General features: G+C 51.4%; 17 protein-coding genes and 1 pseudogene. 4 read left to right on the forward strand and 14 right to left on the reverse strand.

Translation table 11 applies throughout. The annotated features are described in order from the left end of the window. Nucleotides 1–123, reverse strand: a pseudogene (locus tag GF108_RS00005) (DUF892 family protein); the annotation flags it as partial. Nucleotides 124–631: 508 nt separating this feature from the next. Then, nucleotides 632–931, reverse strand: coding sequence for a DUF982 domain-containing protein (locus GF108_RS22635; RefSeq protein WP_153666377.1), 300 nt, complete (start codon nucleotides 929–931; stop codon nucleotides 632–634). Between the two features lie 240 nt (nucleotides 932–1,171). Between GF108_RS22635 and GF108_RS00015 the strand changes: the two genes are divergently transcribed. The 3 genes from GF108_RS00015 (at nucleotide 1,172) to GF108_RS00025 (ending at nucleotide 4,815) form a co-directional block, all read left to right on the forward strand. After that, nucleotides 1,172–1,495, forward strand: coding sequence for a DUF982 domain-containing protein (locus GF108_RS00015; RefSeq protein ID WP_153666378.1), 324 nt, complete (start codon nucleotides 1,172–1,174; stop codon nucleotides 1,493–1,495). Nucleotides 1,496–1,784: 289 nt separating this feature from the next. Further along, nucleotides 1,785–3,635, forward strand: coding sequence for a hypothetical protein (locus GF108_RS00020; RefSeq protein WP_153666379.1), 1,851 nt, complete (start codon nucleotides 1,785–1,787; stop codon nucleotides 3,633–3,635). 172 nt (nucleotides 3,636–3,807) lie between these two features. After that, complete coding sequence (locus GF108_RS00025) at nucleotides 3,808–4,815, forward strand: glycosyltransferase (protein WP_172982532.1); 1,008 nt, start codon at nucleotides 3,808–3,810, stop codon at nucleotides 4,813–4,815. Between the two features lie 16 nt (nucleotides 4,816–4,831). On the opposite strand, the gene GF108_RS00030 is transcribed toward GF108_RS00025, so the two are convergent. The 11 genes from GF108_RS00030 to GF108_RS00080 form a co-directional block, all read right to left on the reverse strand. Then, on the reverse strand, nucleotides 4,832–5,206 hold the full coding sequence (locus GF108_RS00030) for a GtrA family protein (protein ID WP_153666381.1): 375 nt from the start codon (nucleotides 5,204–5,206) through the stop codon (nucleotides 4,832–4,834). Beyond that, complete coding sequence (locus tag GF108_RS00035) at nucleotides 5,203–5,913, reverse strand: class I SAM-dependent methyltransferase (protein WP_153666382.1); 711 nt, start codon at nucleotides 5,911–5,913, stop codon at nucleotides 5,203–5,205. The genes GF108_RS00030 and GF108_RS00035 overlap by 4 nt, the downstream gene beginning before the upstream one ends. Before the next feature lie 658 nt (nucleotides 5,914–6,571). Next, the gene (locus tag GF108_RS00040) at nucleotides 6,572–7,495 is read right to left on the reverse strand and encodes a bifunctional 2-polyprenyl-6-hydroxyphenol methylase/3-demethylubiquinol 3-O-methyltransferase UbiG (RefSeq protein WP_153666383.1); all 924 of its coding nucleotides are present in this window, start codon (nucleotides 7,493–7,495) and stop codon (nucleotides 6,572–6,574) included. Nucleotides 7,496–7,507: 12 nt separating this feature from the next. Continuing rightward, complete coding sequence (locus GF108_RS00045; protein WP_370462031.1) at nucleotides 7,508–8,500, reverse strand: fatty acid desaturase; 993 nt, start codon at nucleotides 8,498–8,500, stop codon at nucleotides 7,508–7,510. Between the two features lie 839 nt (nucleotides 8,501–9,339). Further along, on the reverse strand, nucleotides 9,340–10,089 hold the full coding sequence (locus GF108_RS00050) for a class I SAM-dependent methyltransferase (RefSeq protein WP_246663805.1): 750 nt from the start codon (nucleotides 10,087–10,089) through the stop codon (nucleotides 9,340–9,342). Nucleotides 10,090–10,140: 51 nt separating this feature from the next. Next, entirely contained in the window at nucleotides 10,141–11,643 is a 1,503-nt protein-coding gene (locus GF108_RS00055) for a hypothetical protein (protein WP_153666385.1), read from the reverse strand. A 67-nt stretch (nucleotides 11,644–11,710) separates the two neighbouring features. Next, entirely contained in the window at nucleotides 11,711–12,628 is a 918-nt protein-coding gene (locus GF108_RS00060; RefSeq protein WP_153666386.1) for an NAD-dependent epimerase/dehydratase family protein, read from the reverse strand. Between the two features lie 44 nt (nucleotides 12,629–12,672). Further along, the gene (locus GF108_RS00065) at nucleotides 12,673–13,335 is read right to left on the reverse strand and encodes a class I SAM-dependent methyltransferase (RefSeq protein WP_153666387.1); all 663 of its coding nucleotides are present in this window, start codon (nucleotides 13,333–13,335) and stop codon (nucleotides 12,673–12,675) included. Nucleotides 13,336–13,361: 26 nt separating this feature from the next. After that, complete coding sequence (locus GF108_RS00070) at nucleotides 13,362–15,572, reverse strand: glycosyltransferase (protein WP_153666388.1); 2,211 nt, start codon at nucleotides 15,570–15,572, stop codon at nucleotides 13,362–13,364. A 54-nt stretch (nucleotides 15,573–15,626) separates the two neighbouring features. Beyond that, nucleotides 15,627–16,730 (reverse strand): glycosyltransferase, encoded by a 1,104-nt coding sequence (locus tag GF108_RS00075; RefSeq protein ID WP_153666389.1) that lies wholly within the window; start codon nucleotides 16,728–16,730, stop codon nucleotides 15,627–15,629. Then, complete coding sequence (locus GF108_RS00080) at nucleotides 16,730–19,039, reverse strand: methyltransferase domain-containing protein (protein ID WP_153666390.1); 2,310 nt, start codon at nucleotides 19,037–19,039, stop codon at nucleotides 16,730–16,732. Before GF108_RS00080 ends, GF108_RS00075 begins: the two co-directional genes overlap by 1 nt. Before the next feature lie 1,019 nt (nucleotides 19,040–20,058). Here GF108_RS00080 and GF108_RS00085 point away from each other — a divergent pair. Then, nucleotides 20,059–20,301, forward strand: coding sequence for a hypothetical protein (locus tag GF108_RS00085; protein WP_153666391.1), 243 nt, complete (start codon nucleotides 20,059–20,061; stop codon nucleotides 20,299–20,301). A 267-nt stretch (nucleotides 20,302–20,568) separates the two neighbouring features. On the opposite strand, the gene GF108_RS00090 is transcribed toward GF108_RS00085, so the two are convergent. Continuing rightward, entirely contained in the window at nucleotides 20,569–20,949 is a 381-nt protein-coding gene (locus GF108_RS00090) for a DUF1515 family protein (protein WP_153666392.1), read from the reverse strand. Nucleotides 20,950–21,017 lie beyond the last annotated feature (68 nt).

Here is a 21,017-nt window from a genome sequence, read left to right on the forward strand (position 1 = left end):
GGCGGCCGAAGCCAAGCCTGCATCAAGGGCTGGTTGACCCTTGAATTCTTCCATTATCTCTTCGCCTTCGGAAATAATGCCTTCAATTGCATCGCAGGTCTTACCCTGCGGGCGTTTGCCAAGGGCTGCCGATTGCGTCGGATTTTCCGACGATCAACTCATACAACATGCGGAGAACCTGCTTACAAAGGTTGACGTTAGCGACGCGCGAGGCGATTTACCCCCTTATGCCGTGGGAGACAATTCAAACTTGCCGCCTGATGAACCTCACCGGTCCCATGTCCCCCGCTCTCCGCAGAAACCGAAGGGGCCAATATCTGATCCCAACCCGTTATTGCAAGAGCAAGATAAAGACGCAAACATTGTTGGGATGGAAGGCGAAGGCCTCATCGAGCCTTAACTCACAAATAGAACGGCCACAGACTAAGCGCGGCCAGAGGAACTCGTCATAGTTAGAGGGGAAATCCCGCACCCGGCGGGGCTTGGCCAAAGGTATTCTTCCAAGACGCAATGAGGCCAAGCCTCACCATTTCTTAGTCCGCAGAGGCACTCTGGGAGGGTTGGCACCCAATGCTCAGCGGAGCCCGCCACTCCCTATATTGTTCCACTAAGCTTCCTTGGGCGAATTGGCTTATTCTCGCACGGCCCGCAGTGCATTGGTGAGCCTTTCGACCAAAGTGTTGTTGCCCTCTTCGACGAGGATGCCAGCGTCCAATAGCGCATCGAGAAAAGCAGCTCGCGCCTCGCCTGGACTGAAGTGTCCTTCCAAGGCTCCGGTGCAAGTCAGTTTAGCGCGCAGGCATGCAGGACCTTGCTTGTGAGACCAATCGTTTTTTAGAAACGCAAGTGCTTCTCCTACTGAACTAACATTTCTGGGTTTGCCGCGTCGAGCAAGCCGGAGGACCAGTGATTGGAATGGGACGTCGTTCATGGACAGGAAACGTCGATATTGGGCGCTGGTTCCTTATGGCAGTCGACGGTGGGAAAGCACTATGCCAAATGATTTGAATGATCATGGCGATTACCCGCCCCCGAACGAACCATCCTACGTGATGTTAGCGGTGGGGTTCGTCTTGGGCATTGTGATCATCATGGCGATCAGCTGGTATTTTCGGTAACTAAGAAATTCTATTGATTCGAAATTTGGCAACCTCGGTTCTACATTGCGGGCATGTATGAGGATTACAAGACATTCCAGCGAGTGCAGGTGTTCGGGCGGCAGCCGGGCCAGTTGGTCAGCGTGACCTCAGCCTACGACGCTGCAAGGTTCGTGCTCGAGCAGTGGCCGGATACGACGGGCCCGAAACATCTCATGGCGCGGGAGATATTGCTGAAGTGCCTCGAAGGCAATTGCTCGGCCGCCGTGGCGCGTGTTGCCTTTATCGAAGCCGCGAGGGAAGCCGGCATCTATATGGAAGCCGAGCCCCTACGGACAGCATATACGGGCAAGCCCGATCCGAATTGGGCGAAACGGAGATCTGTGCGCAAGGTCTGAGAGGTAATCTACCCAAGGTTGTTGACCAACCAGAATCATGCTCTTTGTTTGTTGAGATCATGTTTTTCTGGCGAGGCAGCAATAGAATGCGTGTGGCCGTCTATACTGCCGTCTTCGGATCATATCACGAGCTAAAAATATCTGTGGTTCAATCGGGCGTCGATTGCGACTTTGATTGCGATGTCAGGCCGGGGCCAAAAACTTAGGTCGCAATCAGAAGGATCCGTTAAGGGACATGCAGTGTAGACGTGGAAGCATAGTCTTATCAGCGTCGCTGTGGACATGGGTTTTGTTTAGTACATTTACCCTAACGTTTGCACTTCGCTTCTATGCCAACGTATCAGTTGCGCAAATTACAACCATTTTTATGCTTTACCAATTAGCATTTGCCTTGCTGATATGGGTTTTGATTTTTGAATGTAAGCTTTATTTGCCGACATTTTCGAACTGGATACCCTTGAGTGTACTTTTCCTAACGTTGATGGCGGTCTATAATTTTGCCTCTTATGTCGGATCACCCGTTGATGATCTCATATCAATATTTCCTTTGGAAAGGTTAGATTACGGAAGTTCTTGGTTTTTCCCTGACACTGCTTACAATATAGCTATACTCAAAAGTATTGTCAGCGTTGGTTATCCGAGCATCTCTCTACATGGTACGCCGCTCACCGCCTACCACGTTCTGACCCACTATTTGGATGCACTTATCGCCAGACTCACGGGTGTAGATATTTTTGAGAGCTACCCGATGGTGATAACGATCAAGGGTTCTTTGTACATATCGGCCGTGCTTATTTGTTTTGCCAAGCTGGTTGAGCGATACGGACTGGTCACGCTGCTGTGCGCGGTGGGGCTTGGTCTACCCGTCGCATTGAACACTTGGAATCCGGTGAGGTCTCATGCGTTGTGGCTGCCGTCTCTGATATTGACTCTAGCGATGCCATTTGTGATCGACAGCCTATATAAGCGAGAACTGCCAACCTGGCCGCAGATTTTTGGGTTATCTAGTCTATGTGTGGTGGTTGGTTTAGGTAAGGTTTCATCAGGGTTTATGCTGGCTTGTCTGATTGGCTGCTGGCTGGCGGTTAAAGCGCCATTTGCCCGCAAGACTGTCGTCTTTGGCAGTGTGGTATTGCTGTTTTTCTATGTATACGGACAGCTATTTATTGGCGAGGAACATCAAATTGGTGATCGTTTTAGCACGGATGGATTAGAGGTTTGGAAGCTGCTGGCTTTCTATGCCGGAGAATCAACCGTGCAAATACCTTTTTGGGGCGCTGTCTTTGCGCCAAATGTCGCGATACTTTTTGGCCTGTACGTTTTATTCGCAATGATGTTCCGAAAGCCAGCTGCTGTGCAACTTGCTGCGGCAACCGGTGGCGCCATGCTTTTTTTGTGGGTGGTCACCACTGTACATAAGGGATTGAGCCCCTGGGATGTTGGGTTTTTTATCTATGGACTCTACTTCCCCTTGGTGTTCATTGGAGTTGTTGTGATAGCCGACCTCTTTGTTTCTTTCAGACGGGAAAGCACTTCGCCGGTTATGCGTCGTGCCGTGACAATGCTGATGATTACGTCCACACTTTTTTTTGTCGATCGTTTATACACAAGTGCTTATACGTTATTCAACTTGCCGCTGTCGTTACCAAAAATTATGGATGCGCCGACCAGAATGCTCGCGCCGATAAACGCGGTTCTGCCACCGGACCATCAATTGCGTTTCCTAGATTCCCGCGCCACAAAGCGCGCCAAGCTCTCGTCCCTCGAGGGACCCTTGGCGGTTTTTGGCCAGAGTCTGCAACAACAGATGTTGGAGCGAGGCGTTTCTGCCCGGGAGTCTGCGCTGTTCATTCCGCAAGAAATTTTTGACAACGAGCTTGCCCCGCGCCTTGCCGCGCACGGCGGTTGGCAATATGCACATGGCTTTCTAGCCTACGCACTATGGGGCGTTCCGCTCGTCAATGGTGCGCCTGAAGTATCTTCCAGATACGGACTGGCAACGTATGCCAAGACCGGTAAAATCATCAGACGTGAGGAGTTTGATTTGAAAGCCGCCTGCGCGGTCTCCGGGGCCAAGGTAATATGGGAAGTGGATCGGCTTTCTCCGCCGCAAATTCATGCCCAAGTGTGCCAGAGATGAGAATGGTGATTAAATTTTCTTCTGTTGGCGCCGCAACGGCAATCCCGGACGATCGCAAGCTTTACATGCGTCGCATTGGCGTGTTCTGCGCCTCGACGCGCTTTACCAAATTTCTGAATTACGCGGTCAGGACCGCGTCCTCCCAGTGCTGTTTATAGAGTCGGAGCTCGAAGTGCAAACCTTGGCTGTCGTGGTTCCAGTATATGCGGGCGATCAATATCTGGAAGATTTGATTTCGGAAGTAGAACGCCTCAGATCGCATTGGGCCTTAGCGTCGGCCCCCATCTCGCTGACTCGAGTAGTGCTGGTGGACGACAACGCGATAGACGGCTCTGCCGCCGTGATTGACCGTCTGTCTGATCGATTTCAATGGGTGGAGGCGATCCACCTGTCCCGCAATTTCGGTCAGCATCCGGCAACCGTGGCTGGTATATTGCGCACCGAGGAAGATTGGGTAGCAACTATTGACGAGGATCTCCAGCATCCGCCGTCTGGTGTGCCCATACTCCTCCAAGAGGCGGTTCAAACTCATTCGGACGTGGTGTATGGGAAACCTAAAGGCAAGGTCCACCAGGCCGCTTCTCGTGACTGGACTTCCCGAACCTTCAAACGCCTCATCGAGATTGCAACTGGTGAGAAAAACATTACACAAGCCAACAGCTTCCGGCTTATGCGAGGTTCCGTTGCACGAGCAGCTGCCAAGGCCTGTGCGGATGACACTTATTTCGATTCTGCCCTCTTCTGGTTCACACGGCAAGTTCGGACCGTGACCATGGATTTGAAGGATACGCGTTTCATCACCACCGGAAAGAGTGGGTACAGAATGCGTTCTTTGCTCTCCCACGCAAGGCGGCTGCTTATATCAAGTCAGATTAAGGTGCTACGAGTTGGAGCGTTATTCGGTTTCAGCGTCGCGCTCATAAGCGCGCTTACAGGGTTCGGAGTATTGGTACTGAGTCTTCTTGATCCGGGTGCGATAACTGAGCCTGGGTGGACGTCAATAATGGTCACCACGATATTCTTCGGCGGCACAATCTTGTTTCTGAACGGCATCGTCCTGGAGTATATATCTGTGCTTCTTCAGAGATCAAACGGGCGTCCGCTCTTCTTCGCGGTTGATCGATCTGGAGACGGGGAGATTGCCCGCTACTTTGATCATGAGATCACCCCTCTGTTATGAGACGCTGGCGATACAGTTAGGCAAAGACCCATAACTTCATCAAGATAAAGCTCACAATCGGTACAAGTATCGACGCCGCCACCGTTCCTACCGTTGCGTGAAAGCCCAGCATCACGGCACCCGCAACGCTCCAATAGCTTACCGCAAGGCCCACGACAGAAAGAAGACCAAATTTGAACAGATGTCGCCAGTCTGTTTCGCCAACTCGGAAGGTGAACCTGCTTTGGCCGAAGAAAGAGGTTATCATTCCCGCTAGATAACCGAGCAAAGATGCAGGCGCCGGCGCAACGTGGCCGCTTGCGATCAAAAGGTTGGAAACAGCCAAATATATGAGAGTGGCAGCAATTCCCACGATTCCAAACCGGGCAAGTATCGCGAGCAGCTCTGTCAACGTCGAATAGCGGTGAGATAATATTGGGCACCGATGGGTAGGCGACCAAAAACCTGATCCAGTTTCCGCAGCATCTTGTTGGCGGCTGGGACAGTTAAAATGGAACGACTTGATATGTTCGCGAAACCAGCGTCGTGGAAGAGTGCGCGCGTGGTATCCGGCTTGAGTAGAACGGCATCCTCGTCAAAGGGGCATCGGTTCACGATGCGCAAGGTAACCGGGTTGTATGGATTGTGCTCGAAGATAAGCGCCAGTCCGCCGGGCTTCAGTATACGCTTCATCTCAGAAACGAATATCGGCCACTGTACCGGCGGAACGTGGTGCAACACGCAGATCGTGAAAACAGCATCGTAAGTTGCATCTGCGTATGGAAGAGTGAGGCCATCATAAACGTCATAGGCGACACCAGGGTTGTTCGCTCTTGCGGCGTCGACGCTGGCTGCTGAAATATCTACACCCCTTAACGAGCGAAAGGTGGATGACAATAGTGGGTGAAAGTTGCCGATCCCGCAACCTACGTCCAATACCTCCAGGTGTGCTGTGCCGCCAAAATGCGCTTGCGCTAGTTCCACCAAGTAGGCGGCCTTGACCCGAGTGAAGAAATCAACCGACAATCCAGTGAATGCAATCGCCTCATTGACCGTTTCAGTATAGGACTTTCCATACTCATCGAAGGTACGGGCGGTCTTCTCAATCTCGTTTACCATGTTGATCCATATATGACACTTTCAAACAGCCAGCAAACGCTATTCTGACATGCATAGCTACAAAGTGATCTCTGGGGATGATAGATTTTTACCGTTCACCATGGCGAAACAACCGACACTTAACTTCTGATTAAAGTTTACCTTGGTCTTGCTGCTTTGTGGCGGTTTTTGGGAAGCAGTTCCTGATCCTTGCCGAAAAGACATAGAGAAGCCCAAAATCACGAGCGAGGCGAATGCGTTTGAAAAGGAATGGGCTGATATCATCCGCAAGGGCCTAAAGCCTATCGAAAAGCCGTTGAAATTATATCCGCGCAAACAACGGGGTCTGTGGCAAACGAACGATTTAGCGACTTCAAAACCAGTGGCCTCTCCAGACGCAGGGAAAGATTCACGAAAAGGACGTGATCTCTAAGTCGCCGGATGAGACGGCCTTAGTCGCGTTCGGAGTCGCCTTCGCTATCCGATGCAGCATTTCTGCCGTCAGTTCCATAGATGATTTCCATATGTGAATTCAGCGGCGCAATTCGCGCAGGAGTAATGCGACGCCCGGCGACGTCGCAGGCGTGCCAAAGCAGCCACACGCAGAGTGTGCATGGCGTTTTCCGATACAAAAAAGCGCCCTTATGAGGGAGGCTTTAGGTGCTTCTAGTTGGGTGAACTATGGTCGCCGTTTCAAAGTCAGAACCATTTGAGAAAGCCTGGCGCCGAAAGGCTTGCGAGCAAAGTCAAACGCGGCCGCACCCGCCTGCAAGAGCGGTGTCACCGGGTGATAGATCGCCGGCTTGTCGGCTGAGGCCTGAACCACGCCAATTCGCCGAAGAGTGTCGAAAATCGAGATGCTCCAGAATGGGGCGCCCTGGGTATAATCGAAGTTCGCGACTGCTAAGCCGCTCTCCCGCGCGGTTCTCTCCAGACTATCGCGATTGAAGATCACGAAGTGACGCGGCGTGTGATATCCGGCCCAAGAATGATTCCGAAAAAGCCTAGCGTCGAGGCTGTCGAAGTTTGGCGTCTTCACCCAGATGAGCCCTTTTGGGCTCAAGAGGCTCGCTGCCTTCGACAATACGGCCCGAGGGTCGGTAACATGCTCCACGAGGTTAAGCATAAGGATGAGATCAAACTTTCTGTCGCCGGCGTCGAAGTCTTCGAACCGGCTCAAGTGAAAGTCATGACCTTTGGAGATGGCAACGTCTCGTGCCCCATCGTCGATATCTACGACAGTTGTATGGGAAACACGCGAGTCAGCGGTCTTTACCTGATCGAGGAGCCAGCCCGTGCCTCCTCCTATATCCAAAACTGATAAATCCCGGCCGGGTATTTGGCGAGTGAGCGCTTTCAAACCGCGTCTGTCTAGCCATTCCTTGACGGCAACGACAAAGTTTCGCTTCGTAACTTTGAACGAATAATAGTTCGCCGGGTAGATGTCTCCAAGCTTGTCGCTAAGCATGGGGTCGACAAACAGGATACCGCAAGGCTTGCAAGCTCGGATGTCAAACTCTCGGTCAGATGTGAAGTACTCGATATCTTTCGCGCGAGCGTGGATGGTAGTTTCCTTGCTATTGCAAAGCGGGCATTTGATCATTTTTTGAATTACCTAAATCGAAAGGAGCTTGAGGAACGTCTGCGTATAAGTGGTCTTGCGCCTCTCTATTATCGGCCCGGCCTTTGTGGTCATGAGGAACCGTTCGAGAGCCGGTAAATTGGTATAAGATACCTGTGGCTCCCAATGGTGTAGTAGGTGACGGTTAAAGCCCGCACCCCCTAAAGTTGACCCGATGGGACCATCTTCAAAAATCCGCGTCACCGCACCGTGCGGGGTTTTGCTGTAATCGTTCATGGCACTAGCATCCTCGTCGCGGTGTTCAAGGAGTTGGCGCAACGCTCCAAAGAACGGGAAGACCATTCCCACGCCGAAAAGCCAGGCGATCGACACCCACCAGAAGCCGAGTAGGAATGCGATAACAACGATCCCGCCATGAACCGCCAAGGCCGTGAGCGGAGCTATTTTCGACCCGTCTTTCGCTGGCTTCTTCTGTTTCCTCTCGACGTTATCGACGATCTTCCTGCGAGCCAAAATAACTTCAACCGCACGGAGACCGAACAGCCCCTTGACAATGAAGAGAAGATTTAGAGGAAAGAAATATGTGCTTTCGCTATCGTCAATTGTGCCGAGCGCCCGATGATGTTCAAAGTGAACCTTACGATATGCTGCGACGGTCGTTCCGATCATCCAAGATATATACCGATCGCAGAACCGATCGCTCTCGGCCCGATCGGGAGCTAGATTGTAGTGCGCTCCTTCATGGATAAAGAGTTGCAAATATGCGACCCAATACCCAATGGAAGGCGCGCCTAGGATCGCCGCTATGATCGGATAGACGCCTAGGCTAGGCAGGAGAGAGCATGCTACGATCGTCGTCGCAAGAGCGGCGTAACCGAGCGCTATATCGCGCCTAATTCTGGCGTAGTCGGGGCGCAGAGCCTTAAGGAACGTTTTGTATGCGTCTCCCCAAAGTTCGCGCCGCAACTCAGAAAAGTTGGCAGAGTAGTCGCTAAACTTTTCTTCGGTCCTTGATGTCGCTTGCACCCCATCCTCCCGGCGCGGATTAGGCTTTTTGAATTATGTTCTTTCCGTAGTGAGGTCAACTCTTAGATTAGGGATGCATAACGCCTGAAATATTCAAGTTGCATGGAAGTCATGCCGAACTTTGTTCGGAAGAAATTGTTAAGGTAGTGGGACCTTTCAAACTGTGTTGCGCCCGTGAGCAACATGGAGCGGGGCCCGGGCAACTGGTCGATGAATGCTACAATGGCGGCGGTAACGTCCGGTCTGCACCGCCGCCAAAGCTTCGCCTTGTATGGGAGCAATCTAGACGCGGCAAGTTGTTGGAAAAACTGACGTCACTGATTGTCGGCGGGACCGGTTCGGGTGGCGGGGAGTATGATTCAATCGTGCCACCGTTTGCGAAATACAAGGCCAAGGTGGCACGTCGCTTGCTTCAGCCCGGATCAAGTGTTCCTGACCGTCTTCGTCAAGACACTTGATCGAACGAATTTTCCCCTTCAGGGGCAGTTCATTTTGCTAATACAAAATTCTTCATGATCACACCCTCGCGTTCGCGGCGAACAGACCGGTTGTGGTACCCTGAAAAGTAAGGACGGGTTTTTGCGGCCGGCGGGAAGCATGTGATGGCGCGTTTGCTGAACTGCCTAGAAGGCAAATGTTCGGCCGCGATTGCCGTGGGTTTTTAAGCAATAACTTGCGCCGCCGCCTGGCTGACATTCTCTGTTTAAGACATGCGTTTTTATGGTCGCCAGCTCAATAGAATATAATAATGCAAAACGAGCTGAGCCCCATGGAGAAATGTTCGCAAGTTGGTTTAAGCGCTTTTGAGCAATATCTTTGGGCGCGTTTGCCTGGGCAAGTCACCTTCGTTGATCAAACCATGGTTTCTTCCAAAATTTCAATGTCTTGGTTCTTTTAACTGTCGACCTCTTTGAGGCACTCATTGCTATGCCCGCGGGGTAATCAAACGTGTGTATTTGTATAGATGAAAAGCCTGCTTCAATGAGTTGCTGCCACGCATTAGCACCGTATTCTGTATGGACCAAAAAGTCTGCCGATCTATTCTCGCTCGACCCATGATAGCTCTTTTTTAAACCCACTCGCGAGAGAGTTAGTCGATCGACAATAATGGGAACTGTGAAAGCGAGCAGACCTTCATCTCGTAAAACCCGCTTACATTCGGATAGTGCTAAGATCGGTGCGGGCACATGTTCAAGGGTATCTGAGTGCACCACCAAATCAAATGATGCGTCGGGAATTGCCATCTGTTGCATGTCGATTTGCGGATACTCTGCTAAATGCCGGTTTGGCATTTCTGAGAGCCACCGTGTGAGTCCAGATGCCTCGTTAATCTCTAATACATCCAAATCAGAATGCTCTCGAACAAAGTTCTTAAAATTGCCAGTGAACGACCAATGCGCTTTAATCGCGTCCGCAAGAGCAATGCTGCGGATGTTGCAACCGCAACGTTCGCAAACTGTCCCTTGTTGGCGATCAATATAATCTCGCTCGTGTAAATTAAGTCCCCACTCGGCGACCAATTCATCCCAAAGCACCTTGCTGTGCGAAAATGATCTCCCGCCGCAAACGGCACAAGTCAAAGAATTCAAGTTCGACTTCCTCGCAACGCGTGACATTCTATCAATAACTATCTAAAGTCGTCAGGGTTGGTAAACCCTACATTTTCCGTCATCTGATGTGACCTTCATGGTAGCGAGTATGTTATTCACCGCTGGAAATAAATTCTGGGTTCCAGTAAATGTTCGGCAATCCACAATCGCACCCAGCGGGGCGTTGCCGAGTATAGACCGAGGATTCTGTATCGACGCAACCAATTCAGCGTCAGGCATAACCGCTCTGACAGCCAGGCCTTTCCTCTGAGCGTAGTAGGGAATTTCTGACGACCAATCTGTCCCTATCACTACAATCGCATCTCCCGGTTTAGTTTGTTCCCGCGTCACGAGACCCACACTATAGTATTCTTCTCCCACAGGGTCACTTCGAACCATCGGAAGATAAAACGCCAGCGTGTAAGCAACCTGACCAATGAGGATGAGTCCCACCAGCGCTGTGGCCAATACAGGTCGATTAAGGGTTATTACGCAAGATATCGAAACAGCTACCGCAAAAATTAGACAAATAGCGTTCGCGACCTGATAGTAAGAATGTACGAAATGGAGATTTGTAAAGGTAAGCAACGAGGACAAGAAAATCACGACAGCGATTCCCGCTGTAACAAGCGATTTTCGATGGATTATGTTCACACCAAAAGCGGCTACCGCAAAGACGGCTCCGTACCCGAAAATGTCTGTTAACATGCGCTTCCACACAACATCAATCCAGAATGTTGAGCTAAGGCGCTGTGCTAAGGTTCCAAAATACCAATAGTGAAGATTCTTCGCCGTTAGCGCCGCTGCGAATTGGTTCTGACCTTTCACAGCGTCTGAAAAAAGAGCCCAAAAATAGCCAGTTGCCACAGGCACAACGCCAGCCACTGCAGTGATCGCTACAGCATTTCCAATAGACTTTAGCCCCTGGCTTCGCATTATCTGAAGGAAATGGATGCCGGCAAATAGCGCTCCAGCAGAAGCAAAGACCATAAAGGTCGTTGATTTGGTCAGGGCTCCGAGAAGGCCGAATGCCACGCAGACTAATAATTTCCAAGCGTTTGGTTTATGAACCAAAGAAACGAGGAGAGCCAGCCAGCACATGGAGAAGAACACGGCAGCTGTCTCGATCATCACGCTTCTACCCCAGAATAGATATAGAGGGCATGCGAGATAGAGCATCGAAAATACCAAAAATCCTTCGATTTTGTTGTCGATTTGCCTCCAAAAATAGTACGCCGGTACCAAAGTTCCCACATAAAAAAAGTATGAGATCAACCGCCCGCTTACTTCCATCGGTATCCCTGTGTGGGTGACTAATGCAACGAGCAATTGATAGGTAGGAAATTCGAAGGGTATCGCCCAAGGGCTACCAAGGACCGGCGTTTCGTAAATCAGCCAGGGCCCGCCTTGTAAGATCCAATACGCTGAGAGTGCTGTCTGCGATTGTCTAAAAGCAAATGAATCTAAAGTTGGATTGGAGAGTCCAATCAAAAGAAACCAGAATGAATATGCCAAGGTACAGATGAAGCCAGCTACCAGAACCTTTTTTAGCATTTAATCTTCCAAATTGATTTAAACTCGCCTTACTAGGCATTGATTAGCAACGAACATATCAGCATGTTCAAATGCGCAGAGAGTCTACCGTTTTGCGGACCCCATCGTGAAAATTAGTAGTGGGCATCCAGTTTAAAATCTTCTTGGCAATCGTAATATCCAGGCTAGCAACCTCTACGTCCGTGGGACGAGCTTGTACGTAGTTGCGCACCATTTTTTCACCGACTATCTTCTCGACCGCCTCGATGACATCATTGACTGAGCGTACTTCACCGCTTCCAACATTGGCTACAAGGTTGGGGTGACCTGATAGGGCTATGGCCGCTTCGATTGCTGATATAAGATCGTCAATGAAGAAATAGTCACGCAACGATCGACCATCTCCGATTATTCTGATTGGCAGCTTCTTTTGCCAATTATCCAATATTGCCGGAATAAGTCCTTGACCCTTGCGGAACGCTTGTCCGGGACCAAAGGGATTGGCAACCCGCAAGATTACATACTGCATTCCGTTTATATGCCCATTCATCTGAATATACTTTTCGACCATTAATTTGGTGAGACCGTGCGAGTTTATCGGATTTGTGGGGCTTGATTCGGGAGTAGGCACAGGGGAGCCGGGCCCATACACTGTGCCTCCGGACGACAGAAATATATATCGCTTCACCCCCGCCTGTACGCAACTTTGTAAGAACTCGACGTGCGGTATGACGTTTTCCCGTATATCTACCAATGCGTGGTCATTTTTCATTCCAGGACTTGATGTTGAAACCAGTTGTACCACAGTATCGACATCTTGAAGGGTGGCTGCAATATCGAGCGGCTCCCTAATATCAGCTTCGAGAAAGTCTACGCGTCGGTCAAAGAGGTCTCTGAAATCTGGGTCGAATTTGCGCGAAACGGCCTTGACCGCTTGGCAATTCAAGGCCAGTCGTTCAACGAGATGACGGCCAATAAACCCGTTCGCACCGTAAATGCCAATCATACCTTCTCCAAACTAAAATCCTGCACGTTGCCCCGTTCAGCACTTCACTCGATTGACAACTTCCGGAATTCGACAAGCACCCCCTCCGATACACCGAGTTCATGAAAGTGCCCATCTTCCCTTGGCTCATGACGAAGAGGTCCACCAATCCGGGAGATTTCTCCGATCTGGACGTGGGGGAACTCCCGCCCCAGGGTGTCCTGAATGGCGCGATCAACTCGAATATTCTTGCCCTCTGGGGTGGCGTAGCGAAGTGAGTAATCATGGAACGCGACTCCATACGGGCGTGGTACCATGGCAAGCAGAGCCCGCACATCTGCAATAACCCCATTATAATAATGATCTCCATCAATCAGAGCCAGCGATACCCGAATCCCGTTTCCCGCACCTTGAGCAAAGGTTGCAAGATCGCAGAGGTGGAACGACACGTTATCATCGCCGGTCGTGGACTGAACAGATTGTCGCGCGACCTCCAAATAACCCGGATCGATATCAACGACATGGAGGTGTTGACCAAGTTCCTTGCCAATCGCGGCAAATTGAGCAGTCAGGCCCCCACGAAAGCACCCTACCTCGATGAGGCAATCGCCTTCTTTTGAAAACGCCCGAGCATAATCCATTAGGTCACTCTGAAACTTCTCTGTGGTGTGGGAGTGATTTCCCATCGCAGCGAGAGTGGCGCGTATCGTGTTGAGCGTTGGTGTCATTCCTAAGTCCTTATTTGAGGGCGGCGCTAACGCCGTTGCAACACACGGGAAATCAGTCGAATGGGAGCCCCCAGATCCCAAGCAGTAGAACGCAACACTCGCTCGGTCGCCGAGTGCAATTCGGCCGGAGTTGAAGGAGACGTTTCAAATAATGGGCGACGCCCGAATACGCCTAGGAGCTTGGCGCCCATTCTTAAGGTACGGCTCTTAAGTAGCGCTGAGTATTGGGCCATGGCGATGGTATCTATCTTGGCGGGATCCTGATTTGTCAATGGCGCCAACGGACGTACAATAAACCCGTAGGCACCCTCCAACAGCAAGCGGAACGCAGGGGGAACCCGTGTCATCCAAAAGTTAAGACGGGATCGTTCGTCGGGCACTTCGTGAACGTTAGCGTCAACCGCGCGGGCGTCAAGAAGCGGTTCGGCTAAAGGCAGAACTTTAAGCCCCTCCGCTAGCGCAGCGTCGAACCACAAAAGAATATCACTGCCCGGTAAACTCAAGGACGATAGCCTTTGTAGAGCAGAAGATGAGATTAGCCCACCATACCGTGCCGTGCCGTGTAAGACCGCCCATGCAACAGTACCCGGCAAGGCAAGGGCTGTAGCAGAGGTGCCGCCCGCTCCTTCGAATATGGGTAGTGGCACAACTGCGTCGGCCCGATGAGCCGCTGCAGACAACACGTCAAGTGCCGCTTTCTCTATAACGACGCCCGCACGAAGTACCAAAACGGGACGCCTTTCCTCCGCAAGCGTTCGTAGAACGCCACTGTGACCGAGTTCGTCTAATGAAAGGCTGTTTAGCTGCGTTTTCGCTAGGAGCGGACCGCGACCGTCGCTTTGCAGCACAACGATCCTCGAGATAGCTGACCCACATGCATTGAGGGCTCCGAGCGTGGTTGCGAGATGCTTGTCGTTGCCATCGTACGACACTACCGCAATCAGCGGGTCGTTTCGTTGTTCGGGTGGACTTAATGTTCGAGATGGCGCCATCGCGTAATGGGCCTCAACCCATGCTGACTCGATTTCCGATCGATCCATCGAAGGTTCGGGCGCCACGGAGCCATGCTGCAGACAATGGCGGAGCCTCTCGGTGATCGCCGGCAGGGAGTAGTCGAAAAGAACCTCGTCGTGAGAAGCGGAGGCCACCAACTCAGGTACACCGCCGCCGCGGCAGGCGATGAAGTGAGCTTCAAGTTCAAGCAACTCGTAGATCGCACATGGCGAATTGTCCACGGGGGCAGCAGCCACTACAAGTCGACCAGGTTGCGTTACGTAGGTATAGGCATCGATACGATCGAAGTCAGAAAGAATTTGCCAGTCTAGATTAAGGGGTGCCAAAGTCCGAGCAATAAGGGCGTCCGCCGACTCACCGTCAACCATGCCAATTCGGCCCATGAATGTGACACGAATGTTCGATAACTCAGGCGCCAGGGCAGTAACCGCGCTGAGGAAAAGTTTTATCCCCTTGCGTGTTTCAATGCGTCCAAAGAGGACTAACTCAGTTACGGCATCGCGTGTTCCGCGCGGTGGTCGCGAACGGTCGCGTAGTTGAGCAAGATCATTCGGAATATGATAGGTCTGCTGATAGGTGCGTCCTGCAGGAAGTACATACCCATTTGCCTCCATCCATTCCAATAGGTATCGACTAGGCGCCCACACGACGTCAGCATGGGAAAGGCAGAATCGTTCCGATGCATCAGTCCATAACCAGAACTCGTCGCGAACAACTTGGTCATTCGCTTCGATTACCCACTGGCTAGGACCATGACACCCAAGCCAAAACTCTGTGGTTGCGAAAGCTAAACCTAGTTGTTTGGCCGCAATCGCGTAGAATAACTCCCCCAAGTGCTCGCTCGCATGAACGATGTCGAATTGTCCATGCTTCAAAAACTGATACGCCGCGTGACGCTCCCAACCAGTAAAGCCGCTGAGAGGACCGCAAACCGGAGGCAGTTCCGAATGACGCAGCGCAACAACTTTGATCCCTTGGTCCCTATACCGAGCGCTCGCTCTTTCGAAGTCAGCTGAGCTAAGTAGGTCGGCTCTTGTAAAGGCAACTGTTACTTCATGTCCTGATGCGGCCAAGAGTTCCGCAAGGCCTGTACTAACAGTGCCGATACCGCCGTTCTTCCAGAACCCGACGAGTTCAAAAGTAATGATAGCAATGCGTAATCGGCGCTCCCTCAAACCGCCTGAAGCCTGAGGGAAAGGCAAAGCACCAAAGGGTAAACTCATCGACGTTCGTCCTCGTCGGTTGCCCAAAGCAGTAGCTTAAAATCGTCACTCGGGTCAGGTTTTGCTAATTGGCCCAACATTACCCCTCCCTAATATGCGTTTCAAAGACGCTCCCAACGTTTTTGGGGCAGGCGTTAATTCGGCCGACACAACGGGCTGCTCTGATTGACCCAAAAGCATCTCTCGCAATAGAGCGTAAGCTTCATTCCCCGCTCCCGAAGACGTCAGGAAATCAGTGTCCGCCAAGCCCAGACGAGCGTTGTCCACCCAGATTGCGCGCCCACGTACTTGTTTCTGGACTGGCCGACCTTGAATAAAGCGACCCATAGGTTCCTTCGAGAACCAACAAGCGAAGCGGTCGATAAACAGATCGAAATAGGCGGGCCAATGGGCCCAGCCAGGGGCCAAATGGTTGGGCGCAGTCTCTGAAAGTCCAAGCTTCACAAAATCATTAAGTGCCGCTGCGCCCTCCTGTTCGACAAGATGCGCTGTGCTCCGAAGGGTATTGGTTTCGTGATAGCGGTAAGCCATTAATGGTTCTTGGATATAGATTGGCTCTACATAATGTGTGGCACGCATCAGGAAGTCCCAGTCATGACACATTTTGAAATGCCGGAATCCTCCCACGCGGTCGTACAACGCCCGAGTAAAAAGGAGATTTCCGCTAGTAACACTGATGTTGTTGCGCAACAGCGCATACCCAACCGTGGGGCAACGAGCCGCGTCCCTCAACGCTTGGTCGTACCATAGTTGAAGTGGAGCATTGTTCGAAAGCGGGCAGGAACGATCGTCAACTAACCGGACTCGGCTAAATGCAATGTAATTTTCAACGGGTGAGAAATTGTGAAGCATTCGTTCTAGGCGATTTAGCTCATAGAAATCATCGGAATTAAGAATTGTGAGTAAATTACCCTTGGCGAGCGAGAGTCCGCGCATAATCGCTTGATGAGCTCCCGCGTTACGCTGCGCTTCGAACACAATGTGTCGGCCACAATTTTCTGAAATTGATTCTCTTATCAGTTCTTCGCTACCATCGGAGGAACCATCGTCAATTATGATAAGTTCGACGTCACTATAACTCTGTTCGATAACCGATCGAATTGCCTGCTTCACGTACCGGGCGTGATTATATGAAGGAATAATTACCGAAACCAACATTACGACTGAACCTGTTTCGCACCCGTAGAGTGTTGCAGCAACAACCCCAGAATTCTATCAGTAAAAATGCCCATACTATTGTTTTCCATAAAGCGTGCGATCCCTACCTCGCCCATAGATTTCCTTCGCGAGGGATCCTCTGCTATTTCAATTACCGCTGACGCCATCTTGGGGACATCCAGATAGGGAACAATAATTCCTGCCTCTCCGAGTGCTTCTGGCCCCCCTCCCGCACCGGCAAATGCGATGACTGGAACCCCAGAAGCCATCGCCGTTAAATTAACCAATGGGTACGGATCTTCTCTGGATGGGAGCAAGAATATATCGGCAGCAGATATAAAAGCGTCGGCATCTGCTCGCGAATCCAAGTACGCCAACCTTCCTTGGAGACCCAGACGGGAAACATCGTGCGGAATCCAAGATCCGTATGCTTTATTGTGCGCCGAGCCAATCCATGAAAAATGAATGGGGAGATCAGGGCGCTGACTTAGGACGGATGATGCCACTTGCGCAAAAATGTCAGGACCTTTTCGGTGATCGATCGTGCCACAGCCGACTACCAAGACGTTGTCTCTCGAAGGGTCAGCATTTATTAAAACTTGCGAGCGCGCGTCGTCGCGCTTCTGTTGAGAAACGAATGGCACGTGGTGCCCTGTCGGGATGATATCGATTTTCGCTGTGCCGATGCCGAAATCGTTGGTGACTTGGTCACAGGCGTAAGCCGAACCATAAACGACATGCCTTGCATGCATGTTTATCTTGTCGATTAGTTGCCGCCCAAACTGATCGATACTGGTGGACAGTTCGTGAACTAGGCTGACCACTGGGATGTTGGCTTTGTCGAGTGCTTCGACAAGCTCTGCACAGACGATCGTATTGCAAATTGCTCCCCATATTGGCACGTCCAAATCCTGCAGGATCGCCTTTAATGCTGTGGTGGGAGCGCCCGGATCGCCAATTTCGGTTAACACATATAATGGAGCGAGTTCGGCAAATTCGGGCGAGAGTTCCCCTCCATTGATTGCAACGATTAATAATCTCACGTCCTCGCGCTTGGACAGTTCGCGCGCAAGGTTTAGGCACATCACGGGTGCTCCAGTTCGGGAGCAGTCGTGGGTGGTTAATAACAGCACCGGACGTGGGTCAAGCAGAGCAGCGGTAGATTTCGAGGGTTTGGCGCTTTCAGCAGCGAGGACTAGTGGTGTACTACCTTGGACTTCTGACGCCGTTCGTAACGTTTTAAGCGCTGCGGACACAATGCGTTTCAGCACTCGTATCGGACGTGTGACTTTCCAAGACGTCGACGTAAGAATTTGGCGAAGGCGGGATTGCGCTTCCGCGATGTGCTGTAGAAGTTCATCGGCGTGCTGCAGAGCTCCCTCAGTTTTCGCGCGTTCCGCTTGCAACTCTCGCCGTAACCGATCGTGCCCTTGGTTGAGCAGAAAGTTGCTTTTTGAAACTTTTTCGAATGCTTGATTAACCCTAATCACCTCGTTCCCAAGGCGTCCCACTTCTGATTGCAACAGAGCCTCTGTTTCCATCAAACGTACTTGGATTCCATAAAGAAAATCGGGATTATCGAGCAGACCCCAGCGGATGGAAGGCAACGGCGAATCCGAGGCGAGGCCGATAAGATAAGGCGCTTTAGGTAAGATATCCGTTAGCTCGTACGTTACCTCGTCGGACCGATGGAACACCTCCACAGTAAGGTCGCATTTCCCGTCTGGGACAATTACAGAGCCGCTTGTGGCTTTTTGTAGTCCCACGGTTTTATGAATGAAATATTTCGAAAGCAGGGTCTCAAATTCTTGATGCGAAAGCTCCAATTGGTGAAAAGGATTTTGCTGCTTTCCTGGAGAAGAATAGACTTGGCGATCTGGAGTCGACAGCACAAAAAGACCTCCGGGACGAAGTACTCGCTTTACTTCGTCAAGAAACGCGGAATGTTGATTAATGTGCTCAAGTGTCTCGAAGGAGACCACGACGTCAACGCTGCCAGCCGAAAGGGGAATCGACTGGCAAGAGCCAACGTCAAAGCCTAGCCGGGCCGAACCGTATGCCCGTCGCGCGTGCGAAACCACATTAGGGTCGATGTCAACACCAATAACTGATTTTGCGACTTGCGAGAGCAGGTAGCTACCGTAACCTTCACCACTTGCTATATCGAGGACGTCCATGCCGTCGCAAAATTGGGTTGCAAATAGGTAACGGTGATGGTGTTCAAATTCAATCTCGCCCGTGCGGTCGGTAATAAATCGCTCGCCCGTCCAATCCTGATGTTCGGAATGCGCGAGAAGTTTGAATCTCATTTGTCACTCCAATGATTAAACTAAAGTCGAATGTTAGCGTGTCGTAATGAGCGAGGAGAAAATAAGCAAGAGACAATGGGGCGCTGCTTATCGAGACCGCGATTTGGCTCGAAGCAGCCGACAATCACGATGCTGCAGACATCTGAGTGCTGCCGAAGCAAGCCCTTTCTCTTTCAGCGAATGAACGCTATTTCCTTGATATATACCGCTCGCATCGGAGCCGGATAGCGCATCAGTTCCACGTCGGGCGCAAGCTTGGCGATTTCATGTACAGTGAACGAATTCACTTCATGGTTTATCGACAGGAACAGTTTGGCGGTTTCCAGCGTATGCTTGACATAAGAGTAGTCGCAACCGATCGGTCCATTTCAGTCAGTGAATCCACATTCACCACGACATCAGCTTTTATATCGTTCAGGCATGCTGGCGGGAGAATGGTTACAGCGCCAGGGCGAGATGTTCTCCGAATAAGCAGACGTTCTCTGGTCCAAGCGTCCCGCCGAGGAAATAGCCCTGCGCCAGGCTCGTCATCGGTAGGTCGATAATTGTATAGTTGTTTACCCCCCCACCGATGGCAATACTAGGCTGCGCGGCCCTATGCCAGCGCCGATCTCCAGCACCGAATTTCCCTTAGCAAGCCGCAGCATCGGCAACGTCCGGTATTGCTGTTAGATCGCAAAGACGGCACGAAGGTTTGCAACGCCAGATTTCAAGCTCAGGCCGAACTCTCTCGGGAATGGGTTCGGAAACTGCCCTTAGAATTGGATTGATCAGCGCAATCAGTTGATCGCTTGTACGCCGTTCGGGAGGATTATGATCCGGAGCTTCCGGATTGTTTACCCTTGCTGCACCAACGGCTGAACCAAGTCACGGCCTGCCAATTTGATAGCAGGGTCCTTGCGTTTTCTGTCCTTACGGTTCTTGGGCGAAAAAGCAGACCGGGAGCAGCAGCAACCTAACAAGTATTGCCGCGAGCATTTTCATGGATTATGGGTGCTGTAGCTAAAGGGAAGACTTAAATGTATCTACCTGAAAACCTGCTTGGGGGCGTCAAGGTGCCGTTTCGGACCGAGGCCGATCTTGAAGCCCTGGTCGGAACCAAAATCCTCTATGTCTGCAAAGAAGATATTAAGGTGATGGGCGGACGCCCACACGTCTTCCCCCGTGGCGGTCAGGTCCTTACCAGAGACAATCGGGCGCTACTTATCGACAACGGCATTTGGCTGGAGGCATCAGAGATAATGATGTTGCGATTGATCTAAAAATGGGTCCCTGCCTTGTCAAGAATGCGTTTGCCTTATGCTGATCGATCTTGGCAAACTCTACTTTAACTTCCGGCTTGTACGATCTGCCACGAGCATCTGGTTCTTCACCGGTTAGAACTCGATCAGTCCCGGCATAATCTCGCAGACCCCGGGAAAAGGCGCGAAGTACGTTATCGCTTTTACCGATGGCTCTGGCACGCCAGTCTCCGCAGTTCGAGCTACAAGATCAACTTGCCGGCGAATATTCCCGCTGCCAACTTCTGATCACTGACCCTTTACGAAGCAGAGAACGCGTGAGACCCACTCAAACGAATTGGCAATGCTGACGCCTAGCGCGGTACCGCCGATGCCAACGACGCCAAGTGCACCTAGACCCATCAGTTTCCACTTGCGAACCTCGTCGGTCACAACTTTGCTGTCCTTCACCTGTTCGGTGATCGTAGCGATATCGGTTTTGATGTCCCCTACCTCACTGACCATCTCATCGATCCGGTGATGAACAATGGCGCGCTTTTCGTCGGCTTCCCGGTTTTCAAGTGTAGCTCGTCGCTCAGAGGCTTCCATATCGCGGCGCAGGCCCTGAACTTCTGCGGTCAGGATGCCGATGGACTTATAGATGTAGTTCAGGTTGAGTTCGCCCATCATTGCGGCTTTCCCGCCAAATTGTCATAGAATACCGCACAGCGCCCTACCCGCGCGTTGGCCCTGTCGAG

Origin of the sequence: Phyllobacterium sp. SYP-B3895 (assembly GCF_009647635.1) — a bacterium.
Lineage (GTDB): Bacteria > Pseudomonadota > Alphaproteobacteria > Rhizobiales > Rhizobiaceae > Phyllobacterium > Phyllobacterium pellucidum.